General features: G+C 69.9%; 18 protein-coding genes. 8 read left to right on the top strand and 10 right to left on the bottom strand.

Translation table 11 applies throughout. The annotated features are described in order from the left end of the window. The 4 genes from ACK5KK_RS02475 to ACK5KK_RS02490 all read left to right on the top strand — a co-directional run. On the top strand, nucleotides 1–678 hold a 678-nt coding region (locus ACK5KK_RS02475; protein WP_416888509.1), incomplete at its 5' end, for a GntR family transcriptional regulator. A gap of 73 nt (nucleotides 679–751) precedes the next feature. Beyond that, nucleotides 752–1759, top strand: coding sequence for a hypothetical protein (locus ACK5KK_RS02480; RefSeq protein WP_416888510.1), 1008 nt, complete (start codon nucleotides 752–754; stop codon nucleotides 1757–1759). Between the two features lie 38 nt (nucleotides 1760–1797). Beyond that, a complete protein-coding gene (locus tag ACK5KK_RS02485) occupies nucleotides 1798–2817 on the top strand; it encodes a dihydrodipicolinate synthase family protein (RefSeq protein ID WP_416888511.1) in 1020 nt (339 codons plus the stop codon). Nucleotides 2818–2935: 118 nt separating this feature from the next. Then, on the top strand, nucleotides 2936–4534 hold the full coding sequence (locus ACK5KK_RS02490; RefSeq protein ID WP_416888512.1) for an FAD-binding oxidoreductase: 1599 nt from the start codon (nucleotides 2936–2938) through the stop codon (nucleotides 4532–4534). Between the two features lie 220 nt (nucleotides 4535–4754). On the opposite strand, the gene ACK5KK_RS02495 is transcribed toward ACK5KK_RS02490, so the two are convergent. Continuing rightward, nucleotides 4755–5651: an SDR family NAD(P)-dependent oxidoreductase gene (locus tag ACK5KK_RS02495; protein ID WP_416888513.1), complete on the bottom strand. Its 897-nt coding sequence runs from the start codon at nucleotides 5649–5651 to the stop codon at nucleotides 4755–4757. Then, nucleotides 5648–7060 carry an FAD-binding oxidoreductase gene (locus ACK5KK_RS02500; protein ID WP_416888514.1) on the bottom strand — a complete coding sequence of 471 codons (1413 nt, stop codon included), beginning with the start codon at nucleotides 7058–7060 and terminating at the stop codon, nucleotides 5648–5650. The genes ACK5KK_RS02495 and ACK5KK_RS02500 overlap by 4 nt, the downstream gene beginning before the upstream one ends. Nucleotides 7061–7286: 226 nt before the next feature. On the opposite strand from ACK5KK_RS02500, the gene ACK5KK_RS02505 reads away from it, so the two are divergent. Next, nucleotides 7287–9563, top strand: a complete 2277-nt coding sequence (locus ACK5KK_RS02505; protein ID WP_416888515.1) for a sulfatase-like hydrolase/transferase — start codon at nucleotides 7287–7289, stop codon at nucleotides 9561–9563. A 22-nt stretch (nucleotides 9564–9585) separates the two neighbouring features. Here the strand turns inward: ACK5KK_RS02505 and ACK5KK_RS02510 are convergent, their stop codons facing one another. Beyond that, nucleotides 9586–10353: an SDR family NAD(P)-dependent oxidoreductase gene (locus ACK5KK_RS02510; protein WP_416888516.1), complete on the bottom strand. Its 768-nt coding sequence runs from the start codon at nucleotides 10351–10353 to the stop codon at nucleotides 9586–9588. Further along, nucleotides 10340–11620: a multidrug effflux MFS transporter gene (locus ACK5KK_RS02515; RefSeq protein ID WP_416888517.1), complete on the bottom strand. Its 1281-nt coding sequence runs from the start codon at nucleotides 11618–11620 to the stop codon at nucleotides 10340–10342. The genes ACK5KK_RS02510 and ACK5KK_RS02515 overlap by 14 nt, the downstream gene beginning before the upstream one ends. 196 nt (nucleotides 11621–11816) lie before the next feature. On the opposite strand from ACK5KK_RS02515, the gene ACK5KK_RS02520 reads away from it, so the two are divergent. Both ACK5KK_RS02520 and ACK5KK_RS02525 read left to right on the top strand, forming a co-directional pair. Further along, nucleotides 11817–12734, top strand: coding sequence for a LysR family transcriptional regulator (locus tag ACK5KK_RS02520; protein ID WP_416888518.1), 918 nt, complete (start codon nucleotides 11817–11819; stop codon nucleotides 12732–12734). A 91-nt stretch (nucleotides 12735–12825) separates the two neighbouring features. Beyond that, nucleotides 12826–13218, top strand: a complete 393-nt coding sequence (locus tag ACK5KK_RS02525) for a hypothetical protein (protein ID WP_416888519.1) — start codon at nucleotides 12826–12828, stop codon at nucleotides 13216–13218. 42 nt (nucleotides 13219–13260) lie between these two features. On the opposite strand, the gene ACK5KK_RS02530 is transcribed toward ACK5KK_RS02525, so the two are convergent. From ACK5KK_RS02530 to ACK5KK_RS02540, 3 genes are all read right to left on the bottom strand, one after another. Next, nucleotides 13261–14229 carry a fumarylacetoacetate hydrolase family protein gene (locus tag ACK5KK_RS02530; protein ID WP_416888520.1) on the bottom strand — a complete coding sequence of 323 codons (969 nt, stop codon included), beginning with the start codon at nucleotides 14227–14229 and terminating at the stop codon, nucleotides 13261–13263. Between the two features lies 1 nt (nucleotide 14230). Further along, nucleotides 14231–14524, bottom strand: coding sequence for a putative quinol monooxygenase (locus ACK5KK_RS02535; RefSeq protein WP_416888521.1), 294 nt, complete (start codon nucleotides 14522–14524; stop codon nucleotides 14231–14233). 123 nt (nucleotides 14525–14647) lie between these two features. Beyond that, nucleotides 14648–15415 carry a cyclase family protein gene (locus ACK5KK_RS02540; RefSeq protein WP_416888522.1) on the bottom strand — a complete coding sequence of 256 codons (768 nt, stop codon included), beginning with the start codon at nucleotides 15413–15415 and terminating at the stop codon, nucleotides 14648–14650. 232 nt (nucleotides 15416–15647) lie between these two features. Between ACK5KK_RS02540 and ACK5KK_RS02545 the strand changes: the two genes are divergently transcribed. Then, entirely contained in the window at nucleotides 15648–17024 is a 1377-nt protein-coding gene (locus tag ACK5KK_RS02545) for an NADP-dependent succinic semialdehyde dehydrogenase (protein WP_416888523.1), read from the top strand. 40 nt (nucleotides 17025–17064) lie between these two features. On the opposite strand, the gene ACK5KK_RS02550 is transcribed toward ACK5KK_RS02545, so the two are convergent. The 3 genes from ACK5KK_RS02550 to ACK5KK_RS02560 form a co-directional block, all read right to left on the bottom strand. Continuing rightward, nucleotides 17065–17979 carry an NADP-dependent oxidoreductase gene (locus ACK5KK_RS02550; protein ID WP_416888524.1) on the bottom strand — a complete coding sequence of 305 codons (915 nt, stop codon included), beginning with the start codon at nucleotides 17977–17979 and terminating at the stop codon, nucleotides 17065–17067. A gap of 205 nt (nucleotides 17980–18184) precedes the next feature. Next, nucleotides 18185–18703, bottom strand: a complete 519-nt coding sequence (locus ACK5KK_RS02555) for an RpiB/LacA/LacB family sugar-phosphate isomerase (RefSeq protein ID WP_416888525.1) — start codon at nucleotides 18701–18703, stop codon at nucleotides 18185–18187. 25 nt (nucleotides 18704–18728) lie between these two features. Beyond that, complete coding sequence (locus ACK5KK_RS02560; protein WP_416888526.1) at nucleotides 18729–19664, bottom strand: VOC family protein; 936 nt, start codon at nucleotides 19662–19664, stop codon at nucleotides 18729–18731. Between the last annotated feature and the right edge of the window lie 173 nt (nucleotides 19665–19837).

A 19837-nucleotide genomic window follows, 5' to 3' on the forward strand; every position in this document is an offset into this window, starting at 1 on the left:
GTGGCGCGCATCCTGCGTGATCGCATCGTGACCGGAGATCTCGCCCCCGGTGGTCGGGTCGACGTGGCGAGCCTCGCCGACGAACTCGGCATCAGCCGCACGCCGGTGCGTGAGGCGATCCTTCAGCTCGAGACCGCGGGGCTGGTCGAACGGCAGCCGTACCGCGGCACGGTCGTGACGGGGGTCGATCCGGGTCGGCTCGAAGAGGTGACGGCGTTACGGATCGACCTGGAGGGACGGGCGGCACTGCGCGGCGTGCCGCGGCTGTCGGATGCCGAGATCGACACCATGGCGTCGATCCTTGATGCTCTCGAGAGCCGCCATCACGACGCCGACTTCTCGCTGGGCGTGTTCAACGACCTCAACCGCGACTTCCACGCTGTGATCTACCGCGCCGCCGACACGCCGGTCCTGCTCCGGTTGATCGAAGAGATCTGTGCGGAGGCCGATCGGATCCGTCTGCATTTCGATGTGAGGGCTCCCCTGGCCGAAGCCTTCCACCGCGACATCCTCGACGCGTGTCGCCGGAGGGATGCCGTCGCGGCCGCCCGCGCGACCCGCATGCACCTGGTCGAGTCCTACCTCGGCATGCGGGGAGCCGGCCGCACCATCGGCGACGGCATTCTCGCCGACGTGCTGCGCGAGCACGGGCTCGAGGGTGCGGAGGTGGCACCGTGACCGGTCGCGGGTATCGGGCTGCACCGTATCGGGCTGCACGGCATCGGGGCGAGAAGCGATCGGAGGCGACGCTGTGAGCGACGATGGATTCCTCGCGGACCCGCCGACCCTCTTCCTCACGGACGCCGACATCTCCGCGCTGGAGGACTGGGACGCCGCGATCACCGCGCTCCGCGATGCCTATGCCCGTCCCGAACATCCGGGTGCGACCCCGGAACGCGCGGTCGCGATGACCGCGACCGGGTGGCAGCGGGTCATGCCGTCGGCGCCTGCGGGCGGACGGTTCGCCGGGTCCAAGACGATCGCCGCGTCGCTCCAGAACGGACTCGCGAGCTACCTCATCACCCTTTTCGACCAACAGGACTCGCGCCTGGCGGCGCTGATCGACGGCAACCGGATCACCGGCATCCGCACCGCCGCGACGGCCGCCGCGGCGCTGACCGCTCTGCTGCCGTCGCAGCCGGTGACTGCCGCCGTCGTCGGCAGCGGATTCGAGGCCCGGGCACAGCTACGGGCAGCGGCCCGGGTCGCACGGCTGGAGCGGGTGCGGGTCACGAGCCCCACTCGGGCGAACCGGGAGCGGTTCGCCGACGAATTGTCTGCCGAACTCGACATTCCGATAGAGCCGGTCGCCCGCCCGGAGGATGCCGTCGGCGGTGCACCCCTGGTGTTGTGCGCCGCGCGGTCGCGCGACGAGACCCCGACCGTGCGCAGCGACTGGGTCGCGCCCGACGCCACGATCGTCTCGGTCGGGTCGACCACGCCCGCCCAGCACGAACTCGATCCCGTGCTGCTCAGCCGGGCGAGCCTGATCGTCGCCGACGCGCGTGACGAGGTGGTGCACGACAGCGGTGACATGATCGCTGCCCGCGCGGCGGGTTTCGACGTGGATGCCGCCACAGTGTCGCTGCACGACCTGCTGAGCGGATCGGTGACGCGGCCGGCAACCGGCATCGCGATCTACAAGTCCACCGGCAGCGGGTTCCAGGACATCGTCCTGGCCGCCCAGCTCTACGACCGGGCCGTCGCGACAGGGAGGGGGATGCCGCTGCCGGTGGGCATCCTCTCGATTCGCAAATGACACCGGGGGCGAAATGCCCATCGGAAGGAGACAACGATATGGCTGGATACACGAAGTCCGAGGCCCGCGATTGGGCGCGTGAGCGCCTGGTCGGCGCGGTCAACTGCACCATCCCGTCGTTCACGAACGACCTGACCGCGATCAACGAGAGCGGCATCCGCCACGACATCAGACTCGCCAAGGAGCACGGTTTCCTCGGGACGCTCGGGGTGTCGGAGATCAATATCACGCTGGAGGAATATCTCGATTTCCTGCGGATCGCCGTCGACGAGGCCCGCGGTGATCTCGTCGTCGTGCACCACGCAAGCTGGTCGACGCTCGAGCAGAACATCGAAGCCGTTCGCGGTGCCGAAGCCGCCGGGGCCGAGCTGGTGCTGCTGTCGTACCCGCCGAACTTCTACCCGCAGTCCGAACAGGACATCTACGACTACACGAAGGCCGTCGGTGACGCGACCGGTCTGGCCGTGATCGTCTTCCCGATGTTCCTGTGGGGCTTCAACAGCCGCATCCACCCCTCCGACATCCCCGCGCGCCTCATCCGCCGGATGATCGATGACATCCCCAACGTCGCCGTCATCAAGGCCGAGGGCGGGTTCCCGTCGATCATGGGCATCGTCGAATGCCACCGCCTCTTCGGTGACGAAGTCGTCATCTCGTGCCCCATCGAGGGTGAGCTGCTGCCGCTGGGTCAGCTCATGCCGATCCAGCTGTCGGCGACCAGTGACCATGAGTTCTGGGGACCGACCATTCCGCATGCCATGACCCTGCTACGCGAGGGGCGGTTCGACGAGGTCACCGAGCTGTACTGGCGGATGCACCCGGCACGCAAAGCGAAAGCCGCGGTCGCACAGCAGCTCAACGGCGGGTTCTTCATCGACCGGCAGGCCTGGAAGTTCCAGGGCTGGCTCCGCGGGTACAACGGCGGTCCGCTACGACTGCCCACGCAACGCATCCACGACCCGCAGATGGCCATGCTCCGCAAGGGCCTGATCGATTCCGGTTTCGAACCGGCGACGGACCCGTTCGCGGACTTCTTCATCGGACGCAACCCCGTCTGATCGTCTGCCCCGGCGCCGCTGCGCCCGGGGGCGGCGCCGCTGCCGCGCAGTGCAGCACCGGGCGTGCGCCGGGCCGCATGACGCCACATCCTCACATCCGACACCTCGAAGGAGAGCCATGTCCACCCCCGAGTTCCTCCCCGCCGTCACCGCGGACGTCCCCGCCGACACCGTGCGTGTCGCGCTCGCCGAGATCGCCGCGGCCATCGGTGACGATCGCGTGCTCGACGCGGATGCCGCGAGCGAGTTCCGTGACCCGTTCCAGCCCCCGGCGTGGGACGCGTTCGCCGCCGGCGGCGTCGTCCAGCCCGAGTCGGCCGAGGAGGTGCAGCAGATCGTCCGGGTTGCCGGGAAGTACGGCATCCCGCTGTGGGCACAGGGCCAGGGGCGCAACAACGGGTACGGTGGCGCCGCGCCGCGCGTCTCGGGCGGCATCACTGTGAACTACCGACGCATGAACCGGGTGCTGCACCTGGATGAGGATCTCGGGTACGCGCTGGTCGAACCCGGGGTGAGCTTTCAAGACATGTACGACGCGATCCAGGCCGCCGACGCGAACCTCATGGTGTCGGTCCCCGACCTGGGGTGGGGGAGCCTCAGCGGCAACTCACTCGACAACGGGCTGACCTACCTTCCCAACGGCAAGGACCACGCCGCCGTCTGCGGGCTGGAGGTCGTCACCGCCGACGGCGAACTGCTGCGCACCGGCATGGGAGCGATGGACGGCAACGCCAGCTGGAACCTGTACAAGCGCAGCCTCGGTCCGAGCCTGGATCCGCTGTTCATGCAGTCGAACTTCGGTGTCGTGACCAAGCTGGGCATCTGGCTGCAGCCCAAGCCCGAAGTCATCACCCATGTGCATATCGATGTTCGCCGCGACGAGGACCTCATTGCGCTGGTCGACACCCTGCGCCGTCTGCGCCTGGACGGAACGATCGACGGGGTCCCCTGCATCCTCAACACCCTGCTGATCGCCTCGACCATGGCACCGCGCAGCCACTGGTCGGATACCGACCCGGCGCAGCCGCTGGGGGATGCCGAGATCGACGCGATCGCGGCGCGCATCGGTGTCGGGCGATGGCATCTGCGGCTGGCGCTCTACGGCGACCGTCCGGTCAACGCGCACCACCTCGCGAAGATCGAGCGCGCGTTCGGTGTCATCCCGGATGTTGCGATTCGTTCGACGACGACCGGCCCGCAGGAGTGGGCGAGCCTGCCCGATCCGTCCGATCAGGTGTATGCGGGTGTACCGAACCTGGACTGGAAGGACATGGGCGGGTGGTACGGCGGCACCCACGGCGGGCATATGAGCTTCGCGCCCGTCGCGCCCCTGTCCGGGCAGGAGGTGTACGAGCTGCAGCGCTGGTTGCGAGAGCAGTTCGAGTCGCGCGGGCTGGATCACACCGCCGACCTCATCGTCGTGGGGGCGCGGAGCCTGGTTAGCGTCGCCGGGATCACGTTCGACTACGACGATGAAGCGGCCACGGCGCGCGGGTATCTGGCGATGCAGGATCTGGTGCGCGAGGCAGGCAAGATCGGCTACGGCGAGTACCGCGCGCACCTGCATTTCATGGATCTGGCGCAGGAGCAGTACGGGTTCGGCGACCATGCGTACCGCCGTTTCGTGGAGAAGATCAAGGATGCCGTGGATCCTGTCGGCATCCTCAACCCCGGTCGTCACGGCATCTGGCCCGCGGGCTTGCGCCCCGCGCGCTGATCCGCCTCCCCCGCTGCCTGCGCCATCCACCCCGCGCCGCTTCCGCTGCGCGCGGCTTCCACCCCGCGCCGCCGCATCCATCCGCGCCGAGACCACATCTACGCGGGCGAGACCGTGAGTAATACTCAAGGTCTCGATCACCCGGTTGTGGTCTCGCGGTGTGGCGTGCGCGGGTTGGCGGTGTGCGGCGCGGCGGGGTTCGCGGCGAGCGGGGGTGAGGTTAGTCGGAGGCGAGGGTGCCGCCGTCGATGGCGATGTTCTGTCCGCTGACGAAGGCGCCGCCGGGAGAGGCGAGCCAGACGACGGCCGCGGCGACTTCGGCGGGGGTGCCGAACCGGCCCAGTGGCGTCTTGGCCACGCGCGCCCGGGCGGCTTCGGGGTCGGCGGTGATGGGCCGGGCGAATTCGGTCGTGATCACCCCGGGGGACAGGGCGTTGGCGCGGATGCCGCGCGGGCCCCACTGAACGGCGATGTTCCGAGCCAACTGGGCGACGGCGGCTTTGGTGATCCCGTACCCGCCGATGACCTTGTTGCCCCGCAACCCGGACAGGCTCGACATCACCAGGAACGTCCCGCCTCCGCCGGCGGCCATGACGGGCAGCGTCAGCTCTGAAAGCCGTACCACTGAGCGCACGTGCAGGTCGAACATGCGGTCCAGGCGATCCAGCGCGTCCGTGGCACCGGGTTCGTCGAGCGCGGCGCCCGCGTTGGCGAGCACCGTATCGATGCGGCCCCACCGATCCTGCACCTGGGCGACCGCCGCCGCTAGGGCGGCCGCGTCGGTCACATCGCACGGGATGCCGATGGCCGCACCACCGGCATCCGCGATCCCGGCATCGGTGCCGGTGATCGTGCCGATGGACACGGCACCGACCGCCTCGCCCGCGCTGGCGACCGCCTCGCCTGAGATCTCCGCGCCACCAGCCACCGCGCCCGCAGCGGCCACGGCCCCGCCCGACATCTCCGCGGCGGCACCGGCCACGTCTCCCAACCCGAGCAGAGCAACCCGCGCGCCCGCTGCGACCAGCCCCGCGGCGCAGGCACGTCCGATGCCGGTTGCGCCGCCGGTGACGATCGCGACCTGCCCGGCGCAGGAGAACATCGACTCCAGCGTCATACCGCGTCGAGCTCCCACTCGTTGACGTTCAGTCGCGTCGGGTCTTTCGCAAGGTAGCGGTGGAACCGGCCCTGCGGGTCGCGGTCGGCGATGATCCGCTGCAGTCGCTCCCAGTTCTCGGGGGCCATGAACTTCAGCTGCCGGTGCGTCATGTCGGAGTCGCCCAGATACTGACCGGCGGTGACCGGCTCGGCGTGTGCGAACACCTCGGTCACCCAGGCCCGGTTGCGGGCGAACTCTCCCGGGTCCTCGTACACCGTGTAGGCGGCGACGTACGCGTCGGTGTGCAGCGAGAACGCCATGTCGGGAAGGTCGCGCCGCGGCGCGTTGCTCATCCAGATCGCGAATCCCCGTTCGGTGGGGTTGGTCGTGAACAGCGGGCGGATGCCCTCGACCATCTGCGCGATGCCTTCCGGCGTGTTCTCGCCGTCGATCCACGCGTTGTCGCAGATGTACTGCCAGTGCTCGGGGTTCTGCCGCATCTGCTCTTCGCGCTGGACGGCGAGGCTGGAGGCTGCGGCATCCTGCACGAAGACGGCACGGTCCAGGACCGGCGAGGTGTTGAACTCGGCGAGGGATGCCGCCGCGTGCGCCTGATCGTCACCGAATGCGACCCCCGTCACCAGGAACAGCCGACGCTCACCGCCGGTGGGAACCTCGACGGGAACCGACACGCAGACGATCTCGACGTTGTCGGGGATGCGGTGGTGCGCCTGGTACATCCACGTCATCACCTCGGTGAAGTCCTCCAGCTCGTAGCCGTGCACGGTGTGGGCGAGCGCGGCGAACTTGGGCTGGGTCTGCAGATGGAATCGCACCACGATGCCGGGGAAGGTGGGTCCTGCCCCGCGCGCGGCCCAGTACAGGTCGGTGTTGTGCTCGGCGTCGGCGCGCACGAGGTCGCCGTCGGCGGTGACCACGTCGACCGCGACGACGGACTCGGCCGCCCAGCCCCAGCCGCGCTGGTTCCATCCCTGTCCGCCCTGCAGCAGGAACCCGCCGATGCCGACGGTGGGGCAGTGGCCGCCGTTGAAGAACCGGCCCCGTTCCTCCAGGTAGGGCGAGAGAACCTCGCCGCCCTTGGTCGCCGGGCCCGCAGAGGCAATGCCGGTGGCCTCGTCATAGGAGATGTCGTCGAGGGCGCCCAGGTCGATCAGCAGTCCACCTTCGCGCACGCTCCACGCGGCCCAGGCGTGCCCACCAGAGCGCACGGCGACGGTCCAATCGTTCTCTGCGGCGAGCCGCACGCCGCGCTGCACGTCGGCGACGGATGCCGCCAACAGCACGGCATCGGGCTGACGATCCGGCCGGCGCCCGTTGAAGACGCGGCCGACGCGGGCGTCGTCCCAGCCGGCGTCGGTCGGCAGCACGAGCCGCCCGTCGAAGGTGGTGTCCTGGTCCAGGGTCATCGTCGAGCTCCTCGAAAGTCGTGGCGTGCCCGCGATGGCGCCGCCCCGCTCCCGACAGTAGGGAACGACCCGCCGCGGCTGAATGCCGCCGCGCCCATACCTGCCATCGGGCGGCCCTCGGCGATGACTGGCATCCGCCGGGGCGCTACCTGGTGGCGCGGGCGGCCCGCCAGACTGGCGGAGGCGCGCGGCGGATGGCGGCGCGCCCACCGACGAGGAGGTCACTGTGACGACGCAAGCCCGCACCGCCACGACGCCGCCGGTTGCCCGGACGATCGCGGAGTCCGAATCGCACTGGCCGGCTCGGCCGGGGGCGGGGAAGAACCGCCCGAACGTCGTGGTGATCCTGGTCGACGACATGGGATTCAGCGATCTGGGGTGCTTCGGATCCGAGATCCCGACGCCCGCGATCGACGCGCTCGCTGCCACGGGGGCGCGGTTCACGAACTTCCACGTCACCCCGCTGTGCTCCCCGACGCGCGCGTCGCTCATGACCGGCGCGAACCACCACCGCGTCGGGTACGCGTTCGTGGCCAACACCGACCCGGGCATGGCGAACCGGTCGGCCCGGTTCCCGGACGACTGCCTCACACTGCCCGAGATCCTGCGTGGCGAGGGGTATGCGACGCTCGCGGTCGGCAAGTGGCACCTGGCGCCGGAGACCGAGCTGCACGATGCCGGCGACCGCGGCATGTGGCCGTGCCAGCGGGGCTTCGACCGCTACTACGGCTTCTTGGAGGCGCTGACCACCCCGCACGCTCCGCACCGGCTGATCGAGGACAATTCGCCGGTCGACGTCGATCGCTACCCGGACGGGTACTACCTCACCGACGACCTCACCGACCACGCGATCGAGATGATCGAGTCGGTGCGCGCCGGCGACCCCGAGAAGCCCTTCTTCCTGTACGTCGCCCACGCGGCGGTGCACGGACCGCTGCAGGCCAAAGCCGAGGACATCGCGCGCTTCCGAGACACCTACGACGAAGGCTGGTCGGTGACCGCCCGGCGCCGCTGGGAGCGTCAGGTCGAGCTCGGCCTGTTCGACGCGGCGACGCCGCAGGCGGACCGTGACGCCGGGCCCGAAGTGCCCGACTGGGACGGCCTGCCCGCCGGTGATCGCGAGCTGTACGCGCGGATGATGGCCGTCTACGCCGCGATGGTGCGGTCGGTCGACGACAGCACCGCCCGCATCCTCGCCGCGCTCGACGACCTGGGGGAGCGGGAGAACACCATCGTCGTCGTGATGAGCGACAACGGTGCCACCGCCGAGGGCGGGCCGACGGGAACCCAGCAGTACTTCAAGGCGCCGCCGCTGCTGCCGCACGATGACGAGGATGTCGGGTTGGCGCTGGACGAGGTCGGTGGCCCGCGCAGCGCGATGCACTACCCGAGCGCGTGGGCGATGGTCTCCAACACGCCGCTGCGCCGATACAAGGCGTCGGTCCACGAGGGTGGCGTGCGCGCGCCGCTGGTGGTGTCGGGGCCAGGGATCGCAGACGGGGGAGCGGTGTGCCGCAACTACCAGTACGTCACCGACCTGTTGCCGACCGTGCTCGATCTGGCCGGCATCGACCTGCCCGCCGAGCGCGGTGGCCGCGCGGCCATGCCGATCGACGGCGCCAGTTTCGCCGCAGCCGTCCGCGACCCGACCCGGCCCGGCAGCCGGACCGCCCAGCTCGAAGAGGTCGTGGGGCACCGCAGCTACTACGAGGACGGCTGGAAGGCGGTCACCCAGCACACCCGTGGTGTGGACTTCTCCGACGACCATTGGGAGCTGTACCGGCTCGATCGCGACCCGGCCGAGACCGACGACGTGTCCGCCGCCGAACCCGAGCGGGTAGCACGGCTGCAGGCGGCGTGGGAGGCCGCCGCCGAGGCGGGGAACGTCTTCCCCCTCGACGAGGGATCGGGTCTGTCGACGGTCATCCGCAACCCCGACGAAGAGCGGATGCAGCGGCCGCTCACCCTCCGCCAGGGAACCCCCACGGTGGAGCGCCACCGCGCGAGCATGCTGACGACCAACCGCTCGTTCGACATCGATATCGATGTCGAGTTCGACTGCGACCAGGGCGTGCTCGTCGCGCACGGCGGCCAGGGCGGCGGCTATGCGGTGGTGGTGGAGGACGGCGCGGTGCGGCTGGAGTGGAACGACTTCGGCATCCCGCACGTGAGCGCTGCGATCGCACTGGCCCCGGGGCGGCAGACGGTGCGGGTGCTCGTGACGGTCGGCGCGGGTCGGGACTGCAGGGCGGTGCTGGAGGCGTCCGGGGCGACCGTCGCGATCGACGGACTGCACGCGTTCCTCGCGTTCTCGCCGTTGGAGGGCATCGACGTCGGCATCGACCGACGCTCACCGGTGTCATGGGAGATGCACACGCGGCACGGCGCGTTCCCCTACAGCGGTCTCATCCACGCCGTGCGGTACGTGCCGGGCGCGGTCGCCCCTGACGCCCCCGTGCACCGCATCGACCAGATGCGCGCGAACGCCGCCCGCTACCAGTAGCCGGGCGGCGTGCGCGGCCCCGTCAGCCCAGGACGGTGCTGCCGCCGTCGACCACGAGGTTGATACCCGTGATCCAGGAGGCCTCGTCGGAAGCGAGGAACAGGGCGGCGTTGACGATGTCGTCGGGCTGACCGGGGCGGCCCAGCGGCATGCGTGCCAGGTTGTCCTGCAACGGCTGCGGACCGCTGTCGACGAGCCACGCCGTCGACGGGGTCACGGTGAACCCGGGGCTCACGCACACCGAGCGGATGCCGTGCGGGCCGCCCTCGACGGCGAGCTGCTGCGTGAGGTTGATGACCCCGGCCTTCGCGGTGCCGTGCGCATTCTGCGGCATGAACTCGACGCCGCGGGTGCCGGCGATCGAGCCGACGTTCACGATGACACCCCCGCCGCGGGACTTCAGGTGCGGCCACACCGCCCGGCACGCGTAGAACACGAGGTTCAGCTCGTTGTCGATGACGAAGTCCCAGTCCTCGACGGGCAACTCGTCGACGGCACCGAACTTCGGGGTCGACGCATTGTTGTACAGGATGTCGACGCCGCCGTACACCCCGGCGGCGGCATCCACCCAGCGCGCGCTGTCGGCGGCGTCGCTGAGCTGCACCGGCGCGAAGTTCGTGATCTCGCCGCCGGCCTGCCGCACCAGCGCGACGGTCTCCTCCGCACCCTCCGGAAACAGGTCGCAGCCGACGACCTTCGCGCCCTCACGGGCGAACCGCAGGGCGGCAGCGCGTCCCATCCCGCCGCCGATCCCGGTGATCAACGCGACCTTGTCGTCAAGACGGCCCATCGTTCTCTCCTTCTTTCGTCGACACGCGCGAGACTTCGCGACGTGCAGAAGCTGGTGGTGCGGACGGATCGGGCGACAGCGCCCAGGCCACCCACGCGGCCCCGACGGCGACGGCGACGACTATCGCGAACGGGAACGGGTTCTGGTCGCCGCCGATCTCCACCAGGGGGGCGACCAGGCCCGCGCCGAAGAACTGGGCGGCTCCGATGACCGCCAGCGCCGTGCCGGCCACATGGCGTAGGCCGTGCAGCGCGTAGGACGAAGCGGGGCCGAGGATGAGGCCCATGCTCGCGCAGATCAGCAGCAGGGCGGGCAGCAGCGTCACCGCTGTCACGGTGCCGGTGAGGGCGGTGACCAGCACGATCGCCGCGCCCGCTGCCTCCAGGCACAATCCGAGGGCGATGAGGCGCCGTTCGCTCCAGCGGCGTGAGAGCCGCGCGGTGAGCAGCCCGGTGAGGATCAGCCCGATCCCGTTGATGCCGAACACGATGGAGTACGCCAGTGGGGACAGCCCCAGGATCGACTGCAGGAGGAACGGAGAGCCAGCAATGTAGGCGAACTGGCCGGCGAACGCGAACACCAACACGAGTGCCCCACCGACGTAGGTGCGTGAGCGCACCGCGGCGGCGAGGTTTCGCGGCATCCCCCGCAGTGGGTGCGCGAGTCGCCGCTCGGCCGGGTGGGTCTCGGGCACCAGGAGGGCGACCAGCACCACGCAGATCGCGGCGAGCACGCCCAAGCCGACGAAGATCGCCCGCCACCCCCACAGCGCCATGACCGCCACACCGAAGATCGGGCTGAGGATCGGGCCCAGCGAGGTCAACGTTCCTAACAGCGCGAACGAGCGCGTCAACTGCGCGCCCTCGGCGAGGTCGGACACCACGGCGCGGCTGATCACCATGCCGAACGATGCGCCCAGGCCCATGGCGGCGCAACACAGCACCAGCACGACCAGAGTGTCGGCGAACGCGGCGCCGACCCCGGCGACAGCCATCGCCGACATCCCCACCAGCAAGGGGCGGCGCCGGCCCGTCCCGTCGGAGAGCGGGCCGGTGAACAACTGCCCGAGCGCCATTCCCAGCGTAAAACCGGTGAGGGTCAGCTGCACCTGCCCGTTGCCGGCATCCAGTGCCTCGGCCATCACCGGGAAGGCGGGTAGGAACGCGTCCGTGCCGAACGGGCCCATCATGGTGAGCGCGCCGAGGGCGATCAGCAGCGGCGCGGCGAGAACCGGAGCAGCGTGCGAGGGGTGCTCGCTACGGCTCATGGTCTCCTCCTCGAGTCCGCGCCGGGTACGGTCGCCGGTCGCGGTGCGGTGCGCCCGGTGACGGCCCCCGCGTCGGTCGATGCTATCGACGCGTCGCGCCCGCAGTCAGCCCGTGGCGCGAGATAGCAGGTATCGTGCGGCGGCGTCGACGGCGACCGGGGGAGCGGCGCGTGTGCGCGCCCGGTAACATGCCGACATGACCACCGGTGGCCATGACCTCAACCTCCTCGTCCCGCTGCGGGCGCTGCTGGAAGAGGCCAACGTGACCCGTGCCGGCCAGCGGGTACAACTGGGGCAGTCGTCGATGAGTTCCGCGCTGTCGCGGCTGCGCATCGTCTTCAAGGACGAACTACTCGTGCGGGTCGGGCGCGACTACGAGCTGACACCGTTCGCGAAGCTGCTCCTGCCGCAGGTGCAGGCGACCGTGCCGCTCATCGAACGAGTGCTGGCGGACGAGCCGGGGAGCGAGCCGACGACCGTCAGTCGTGCGATCTCCATCATGATGACCGACTACGGCATCCTCCGCTCCCAGGCCGCCTTCGACGCAGTGCTGGCCGACGCCCCCGGTTTCCGCATCGACGCGCTGCCGCTGCCGGAGCGCCCCATGGAGAGCGAACGCGACCTGATCACCCACGACTTCGTCATCACGGTGGCCGGGATCGGCATCGACGGCACCCATGTGCCTCTCATCGACGACGAATACGTGTGCCTCGTCGATCAGAACAATCCAGCGCTACGCGACGGGCAACTGTCGTTCGATGACTTCCTGCGCCTGCCGCACGCGGTCGCGCAGTTCGGCCGGCTGCACTTCACGCCCGCTGACCGTCGGCTGCGCGAGCTCGGAGTCGATCGCCGTGCGCCCCGGGTGACGTCGTCGTCGTTCCTGCCGTTGCCGTCGATCGTGGCCGGAACCGACCTGGTAGCGGTCGTGCCCGGTCAGCTCGCCGCGCGGCTCGGCCCGGTCACCGGCACCATCGGCGTGCCGACGCCGTTCGAGCCGGTGCCGCTGCACCTCAGCCTCTGGTGGCACCCCAGCTACGACACCGACCCGGTGCACACCTGGTTCCGGGAACGCTTGGCCGCCGAGATGACCGCCGAGCACGCCGTCGCGTAGCGGATACGAGTCATCGCGCAGGCGGCGTTCCGCCGCATCCGGTTGACTCCTAGCCTCGAAGACACCACGGTGTCGAGCGAAGGAGCCACCCGTGACCCTCTCATCCGTTCTCGTCGCCGGCACCGGCCTCGGCCTGTCGGCGGCGGTCGCGCTCGCCCGGGGTGGTGCAGAGGTCGCGATCGTCGCCCCGGCGACGGCACGGGAGGCGGTCGACGATCTCGCGGACCTGTCGGCTCTCGGCATCGAGGTGCGGCTCGGGGTGGCGCTGGTGGGGGTGCTCGACGTCGACAGTCACGTCGAAGCCGAGCTGTCCAACGGCAGGGTGGAGAACTACGATGCGGTGCTGATCGCCGACGGCCCGACGGCGGTGCGTGTCGGGGCGGATGCCGCCGACTCGCACCGTGTGGGCCGGATCGACGACGCCGCCGATGTGGACCGTTGGGTCGGGCGCCTGTCACGACCGCGCGCCCGCGACGCTGGGTGAGAACGTCGCAGGCGCACGGTGCGGCGGCGGTGCGGAGCCGGGTCAGAGGCGGTCGGGACCGTAGGTGCGGCGAGCCGGCGGGGCCTTGTGGCCCGGGCTGGCGGTCTCGACGATGCGGTTGCTGATCGTTCCGAGCCCCTCGACGGTCATGGTGACCTCGTCGCCGACCTGCAGCGGCGGGATGACCAGTTCTCCGCCGGCGCGCGCCCAACGCTCCGACAGGGCGCCCTGTGAGGCGGTGCCGGTCGCGAGCACGTCGCCCGCACCCACCCACGCGTCGCGTGAGGCGTGCACGAGCATCTCCTCGAACGACCACGACATGTTCCGCAGATTGTCGGTGCCGACCACCTCGCCGTTGATCGCCACCGACATGTCCAGCGCGTAGCGGTCGCCTTCGCGGTACTGCTCCAGTTCATCGGGGGTGGTCAGCCACGGGCCGAGCGTGTTGGCGAAGTCCTTGCCCTTGGAGGGGCCGAGGCCGATACGCATCTCGTTGCCCTGGATGTCGCGGGCGCTCCAGTCGTTGAAGATGCAGAACCCGGCGATGTGCTCGGACGCCTCTTCGATCGGTACGTCTCGCACCGTATGCTTCACGATCATCGCGACTTCGAGCTCGAAGTCGAGTTTCTGCGTGAACGGCGGCATGGGGATGTCGGCACCGGTGGGCACGACCGACCACGGGTTCATGAACAGGAACGCGGGCGCCTCGTACCACTGCGCCGGCACGCCGCCGTCGCCGGGCTCGGTCTTCTTCATGCCGGCGATGTGCGCCTCGAACACGAGGAAGTCCCGCATGCCCCGTGGATGCACCGGCACCGCGAAGACGGCCTCCTCGATCGGGAGCTTCTGCTGGCGCCCGGCGCGCACGTCGAGGTCGCGCCGCACGTCGTCGGGGCCGTTGAGCAGATCGAGGATCTCGGGGTCGCCCGGAATGTCCTGCAGCTTGCCGTGCTGGACGCGCCCGGTGTGGACGACGCCGTTGGGGCCGACGAAGCGCGCGTACTGCGCCACGTCAGAAGTCCAGGGTCTCGTAGAAGTCGCGCTGACGCGTCTCCAAGGCCGGAATGGCCTGGCCGAGGGCCCACTGCTCGAAGTGCGGGTACGTGGCGTGTGCCTTGAAGGCATCCTCGTCGTCGTACACTTCGAAGATGCGGAAGATGTTCGGCTCTTCCGGGCTCTGATAGGCCTGGTAGTACTGGTTGCCCGGTTCCGCACGCGAGGCCGGGGACAGCTTCTCCAGGGCATCGCGGACGGTGTTCTCCTCGCCCGGCTTGGCGATCCAGGTGGCGCTGCAGATGTAGGCCATGGGGTTTCCTCTCAACTTCATCGTCGGGGCGGGTGCCCCGCCCTCACGGTAGGGTCCGAACGGATGCCGGACCAGTGCGTCCAGCCGATGCCACCCATCACGGGTGGATTCGCGCTGGGGGGCTCACTCGTCGAAGATCGCGACGGCGCGCGTCCACCCCGCCGATGCCCCGCGCACCTTCGCGGGGAAACAGGCGACGGTGAAGCCGGTCGCCGGCAGGTCCTCGAGGTTCTGCAGTTTCTCGATCTGGCAGTACCCGACGTCGGCGCCGGCCTTGTGACCCGCCCACACGATGGTGGGGTCGCCGGTCTCTTCGAACTGCGTGCGGTTGATGCCCACCGGCAGGTCCCAGCCCCACGCATCCGTCCCGACGACGCGGACCCCCTGGCCGGTGAGGTGGAGGGTGGCCTCGCGGCCGAAGCCGATGCCGGTTTCGACGTAGTCGTCGCGGCCGTACGCGGCGGCGGCGACGGTGTTGGCCAGGACGATGTCGAACGGCTGCAGCGTGTGCCCGATGCGGTCCAGTTCTGCGTCGATGTCCTCCGGCATGACCAGGTGGCCGTTGGGCAGATGGCGCAGGTCGAGCTTGACGCCGGGGCGGAAGAACCAGTCCAGCGGGATCTCGTCGATCGTCCAGGCTTTCTCGCCGCCGTTCATCGTCGGGTGGTAGTGCCACGGCGCGTCGACGTGGGTGCCGGCGTGGGTCGTGATGTGCACCGTCTCGGCGGCGAGGCCCTGCTCGTCGCGCAACTGTGAGGGGAGGATGCCGTACATCGCGTACATGTCCTTCAGGCCCGCCGTGTGGTCCTTGTACTCGATCTTCGGGCGCAGGAACGGCGGGTCGACCGGGACGACATCGTCGAGAGGCATGGACAGGTCTACGAAACGCATGGAACTCCTTTGTCGCGTTCCCATCCTGTCCGCTCACGCAGGCATCCGGTACGGCGTCCCGCGGATGCGTGGCATCGGCGCCGTCGATCCCCGGCCCCGGGCGCTCCCGCGCGGCTTTCGCCGTGCTTGTCAAGTGCCACGGCGTACAACAGGCATCGCCGCCGCGAGTGGACGCCGGTAGCCGCGACGACGTACGCTCACCTCGACCCCAGTTCTGTTGAGGAGCACACGCATGGCCATTGCGACGATCAATCCGTTCACGGGCAAGACCGAGCAGGAGTTCGAGGCGCACTCCGAGGCGGAGGTCGAGCAGCGCATCGCCGCCGCGCAGGCCGCGTTCGAGACGCTGCGTGACACGACCTTCGCGCAGCGGGCCGAGTGGATGCGCGCGGCCGCGCAGCTCATGGAAGACGACATCGAGACCCTCGCCCGCATCATCACGATCGAGATGGGCCGCCCGATCGTCGGCGCCCGCGCCGAGGTACTCAAGAGCGCGAAGGGCCTGCGGTACTACGCCGACATGGCCGAGGAGTTCCTCTCTGCCGAGCACCTCACCGACCCGTCCGTCGTGGGTGCCACGCAGGCGGGAACCCGCTACGCCCCGATCGGGATCGTACTGGCCGTCATGCCGTGGAACTACCCGTTCTGGCAGGTGCTGCGCTTCGCCGGTCCCGCCCTCATGGCCGGAAACACCGGACTGCTCAAGCACGCCTCGAACGTCCCGCAGGCGGCGATCTACCTCGACACGCTGTTCGAGCGCGCCGGGTTCCCGGTCGGCGCCTTCCACTCGCTGCTGATTCCGGCATCCCGCGTCGAGAAGGTGCTGCGCGATTCGCGCGTGAAGGCCGCCACCCTCACCGGCTCGGAGCCCGCGGGCCGGTCGCTGGCCGCCATCGCCGGCAGTGAGGTCAAGCACGTCGTGCTCGAGCTCGGCGGATCCGACCCCTTCATCGTCATGCCCAGCGCCGACGTCGAGCGCGCCGCCACGGTGGCGGTGACCGCGCGCAACCAGAACAACGGCCAGTCCTGCATCGCCGCGAAACGCTTCATCGTGCACGCCGACGTCTACGACGAGTTCACCCGGCTGTTCGCCGAGAAGGTGGCCGCCCTGTCGGTCGGCGACCCCCTCGACGAGTCGACCGACGTCGGGCCGATCGCCACCGAGTCGGGCCGCGACGAACTGGCCGAGCAGGTAGCCGACGCCGTCTCGCACGGTGCGACCGTGCTCGCCGGCGGCAGCGCCCCCGACCGCGACGGCTGGTTCTACACCCCGACCGTGCTCGCCGGCATCACCCCGGCGATGCGCCTGCACCTGGAGGAGGCCTTCGGGCCGGTCGCGACGGTGTACCGGGTGGACAGCCGCGAAGAGGCGATCCGGGTGGCCAACGGCACGACGTTCGGGCTCAGCTCGGCGGTGTGGTCGACGGATGCCGACGAGCAGGACTGGTTCGTCCGTCACCTCGATGCCGGCGCCGTGTTCATCAACGGCATGACCGCCTCGTACCCCGAGCTGCCCTTCGGCGGGGTCAAGGACTCCGGCGTCGGCCGGGAACTGGCCGCCGTCGGCATCCGCGAGTTCTGCAACCTGCAGACGGTCTGGAAGGCCTGAGGCGCGTGGGCCGGTGCGACCGGCCCACGCCTCTCACGATTTACGGGGTGACGACGATCTTGCCCGGCGCGTGCGAGGACTCGACGGCCGTGAACGCCGCGACGACCTCGTCGAGCGGGAAGGTCGCGGCTACCGGGAGTGAGAGCTTCCCGGAGGCCAGCTCGTCCGCCAGCCGGGCGAGGTTCTCCGGCGTGCGGGCGTCCCGCTCCACGTTGTGCGCACCGATCTCCTCGAGTGCCCCGTAGGCGGCGATCGCCACCATCCGGTCCACCGGCACATCGAGCGCGACCCCGGCGTCGAGCGCGTCGCGGCCGTGGCAGTCGTACACCGCCGTGATCGTGCCGAGGGCGCCGACACGGGCGGCGAGGGTGTCGCCGTACGCGATCGGCTCGATCCCCAGCGTGCGCAGCAGTTCGTGGTTGACGGGGGATGCGGTGCCGATGACGCGTGCGCCGGTGGCGTGGGCCAGCTGCGCGGCCACGAGCCCCACCGCGCCCGCAGCGCCACCGATCAGCAGGGTGTCGGCGCTCGTGACGGGCACGGTCGCCAGGAGCGACACGGCCGTGAGACCGGCCACCTGCAGGGAGCCGGCGACCTCGACCGGCAGCGCCGCTGGACGCCGGGTCAGCTCGTTCACGTGCGCGGTCACGCGGTCGCCGACGGCACCGGCCGCGCGGCCCATCACGTCGTCGCCCACCGCGGCGGGCGTGCCGTCCCAGTACACGGCATCCGCTCCGACGGCCTCGACCGTTCCGGCGACGTCACCGCCGATGCGGCGGGGGAACGGTGCCTGCGAGGGGATGAAGCCGGCTCGCATCTTGGCGTCGAACGGGTTCAGCCCAGCCGCTCGTACCCGGATCGTGACCTCACCCGGCCCCGGGTCGGTGTCGGCGACCTCCGCGACGTAGAGAACATCGGGCCCCCCGGTGGTGTCATACAGTGCTGCGCGGCTCATACTCACTCCTCATCGATCCTGCTCCTGCAAGGTGACAACACCCCTCCCCACCCCCGTGTTCCAAGCCCCCGCCGCCTGCCCCGCCCTGCCCTTCCCGCGAGACTACAGCCGCGTGGTCGAGACCGTGGGTTATCCGCACTGTCTCGATAGCACGGCTGTAGTCTCGCGGAATGAGGGGTGAGGGGTGGGAGAGGGGCGGAGGGGGTCAGGTGTAGGTGCGGAGGATCTGCTCGGGCTCGAGCTGGATCGCCCAGCCCTCGATCGTGCCGGCGTTCTCGAACTCCTCGATCTGCAGGATCTGGCGGCCGCGCTCAACCGTCTGCTCCATCGGCGCCGTCACGAACGCCGCGACGTTCAGCCACGCCGACTCCTCGTAGGCGATGCCGTCGAGAACGAGCACATTCGCGTCGACGACGGCGCGCGCGTGCATCGCGGCGCGCGGCGACGCGGTCGTGACCGCCCGGGCGCCGTTGACCTTGTTGGCGGCGACCACGCCGGCGACGGCGTCGTCGAGCACCAGCACGCCGAACGCGTCGACCCCGGCATCCTGGTCGGTGACGACGGCCTGACCGACGCGGACACAGAAGATCGGGTAGTCATCGCCCGGGTCGAGCACGTCGGCACCGTGCCAGTGCACGTCGAACCCGGCGGCGGTGGCGCGCTCGGCGAGACGGCGTCCCAGTTCGTAACCGCCGTGATCGACGGCGACGTGGATGCGTGTCATTGTTGCTCCTCGAATCCGGATCGGGTCACACCGGCGGTGCGACGAAAAGGCCCTTGTCGATGTCGTTGAAGGACTCCCGCGCGACCAGCTCGCTCATCTCCTGCGCCGTGCCCCACTGGTCCTGCGTCGACAATTCGCTGATGTCGTGCTTGTGGGCGACCCAGTTGTCGTCGTCGACCATCGACAACTCGGTCGTGTACTCGATCGTGTTCCCGGCCGGGTCGAGGAAGTAGGCGAACGTGTTGTCCCCGGCGTTGTGACGCCCCGGACCCCAGATCATGCGCGCCCCGGAGCGGAGGATCTTGCCGGAGCCGCGCATCCACTCCTCGATGCCGCGCATCTCGAACGACAGATGATGCAGCGAGTGGTGCGGGCCCATTGCGACCGCGATCGAGTGGTGATTCGGGTTGCAGCGCAGGAAGTGCATCATGTCGACCCCGTCGGGGCGCACCAGCGAGTCCGAGATCGTGAAGTCGAGGTGATCGATGTACCACTGCGCGGTCTTGGCCAGGTCGACGGTGTTGAACACCATGTGCGACAGCTTCGCCGGGATCGGCTCGCGCTCGCGGATCTTGCGGGCCGTACGGGTCTGGTACCCGGTGGCGAACTCCAGCGCCCGCCCGTCGCCGTCGAAGACGCGGAACCCGTACCCGCCGCTGAAGCCGGTGAGTTCCTGCGGATCGTGGATGAACTCGACGCCCTCCGCGTGCAGCTTGGCAGCCAGCGCGTCGACGTTCGCGCGGGTGGCGACGCCGAACCCGGCCAGGTCGACCCGCTTGTCATCGCGGCGCAGTCGCAGGATGAACGGCTCTTCCGAGCCCTCGGCTGCCAGGTAGCTCAGCCCGTCCTGGGCGTGTACCTCGGTCAACCCCCAGTGACGGGTGAAGAAGTCGCGCTCCGTCTCGAAGTCGGGCACGGCCAGTGCGCCGTAGCGCAGGTGGGATACGAGTCGTTCCGTCATCGTCGACACTTCCTATCGTTGGTCCGCGCACGTGGGCGAGCCGCGCACGTTGCGATCCTTCGAATCTAGGGCGCAGCCGGCGCGACCGGTCATGCGCGTCCGGGATACCACGCATCAGCCGCACCCATGCGCCGACCCGGGCCCGCGCCACGACGGGGCGCAGGTTCGGCGCT

Source organism: Microbacterium sp. (assembly GCF_047972865.1).
Taxonomy (GTDB): domain Bacteria; phylum Actinomycetota; class Actinomycetes; order Actinomycetales; family Microbacteriaceae; genus Microbacterium.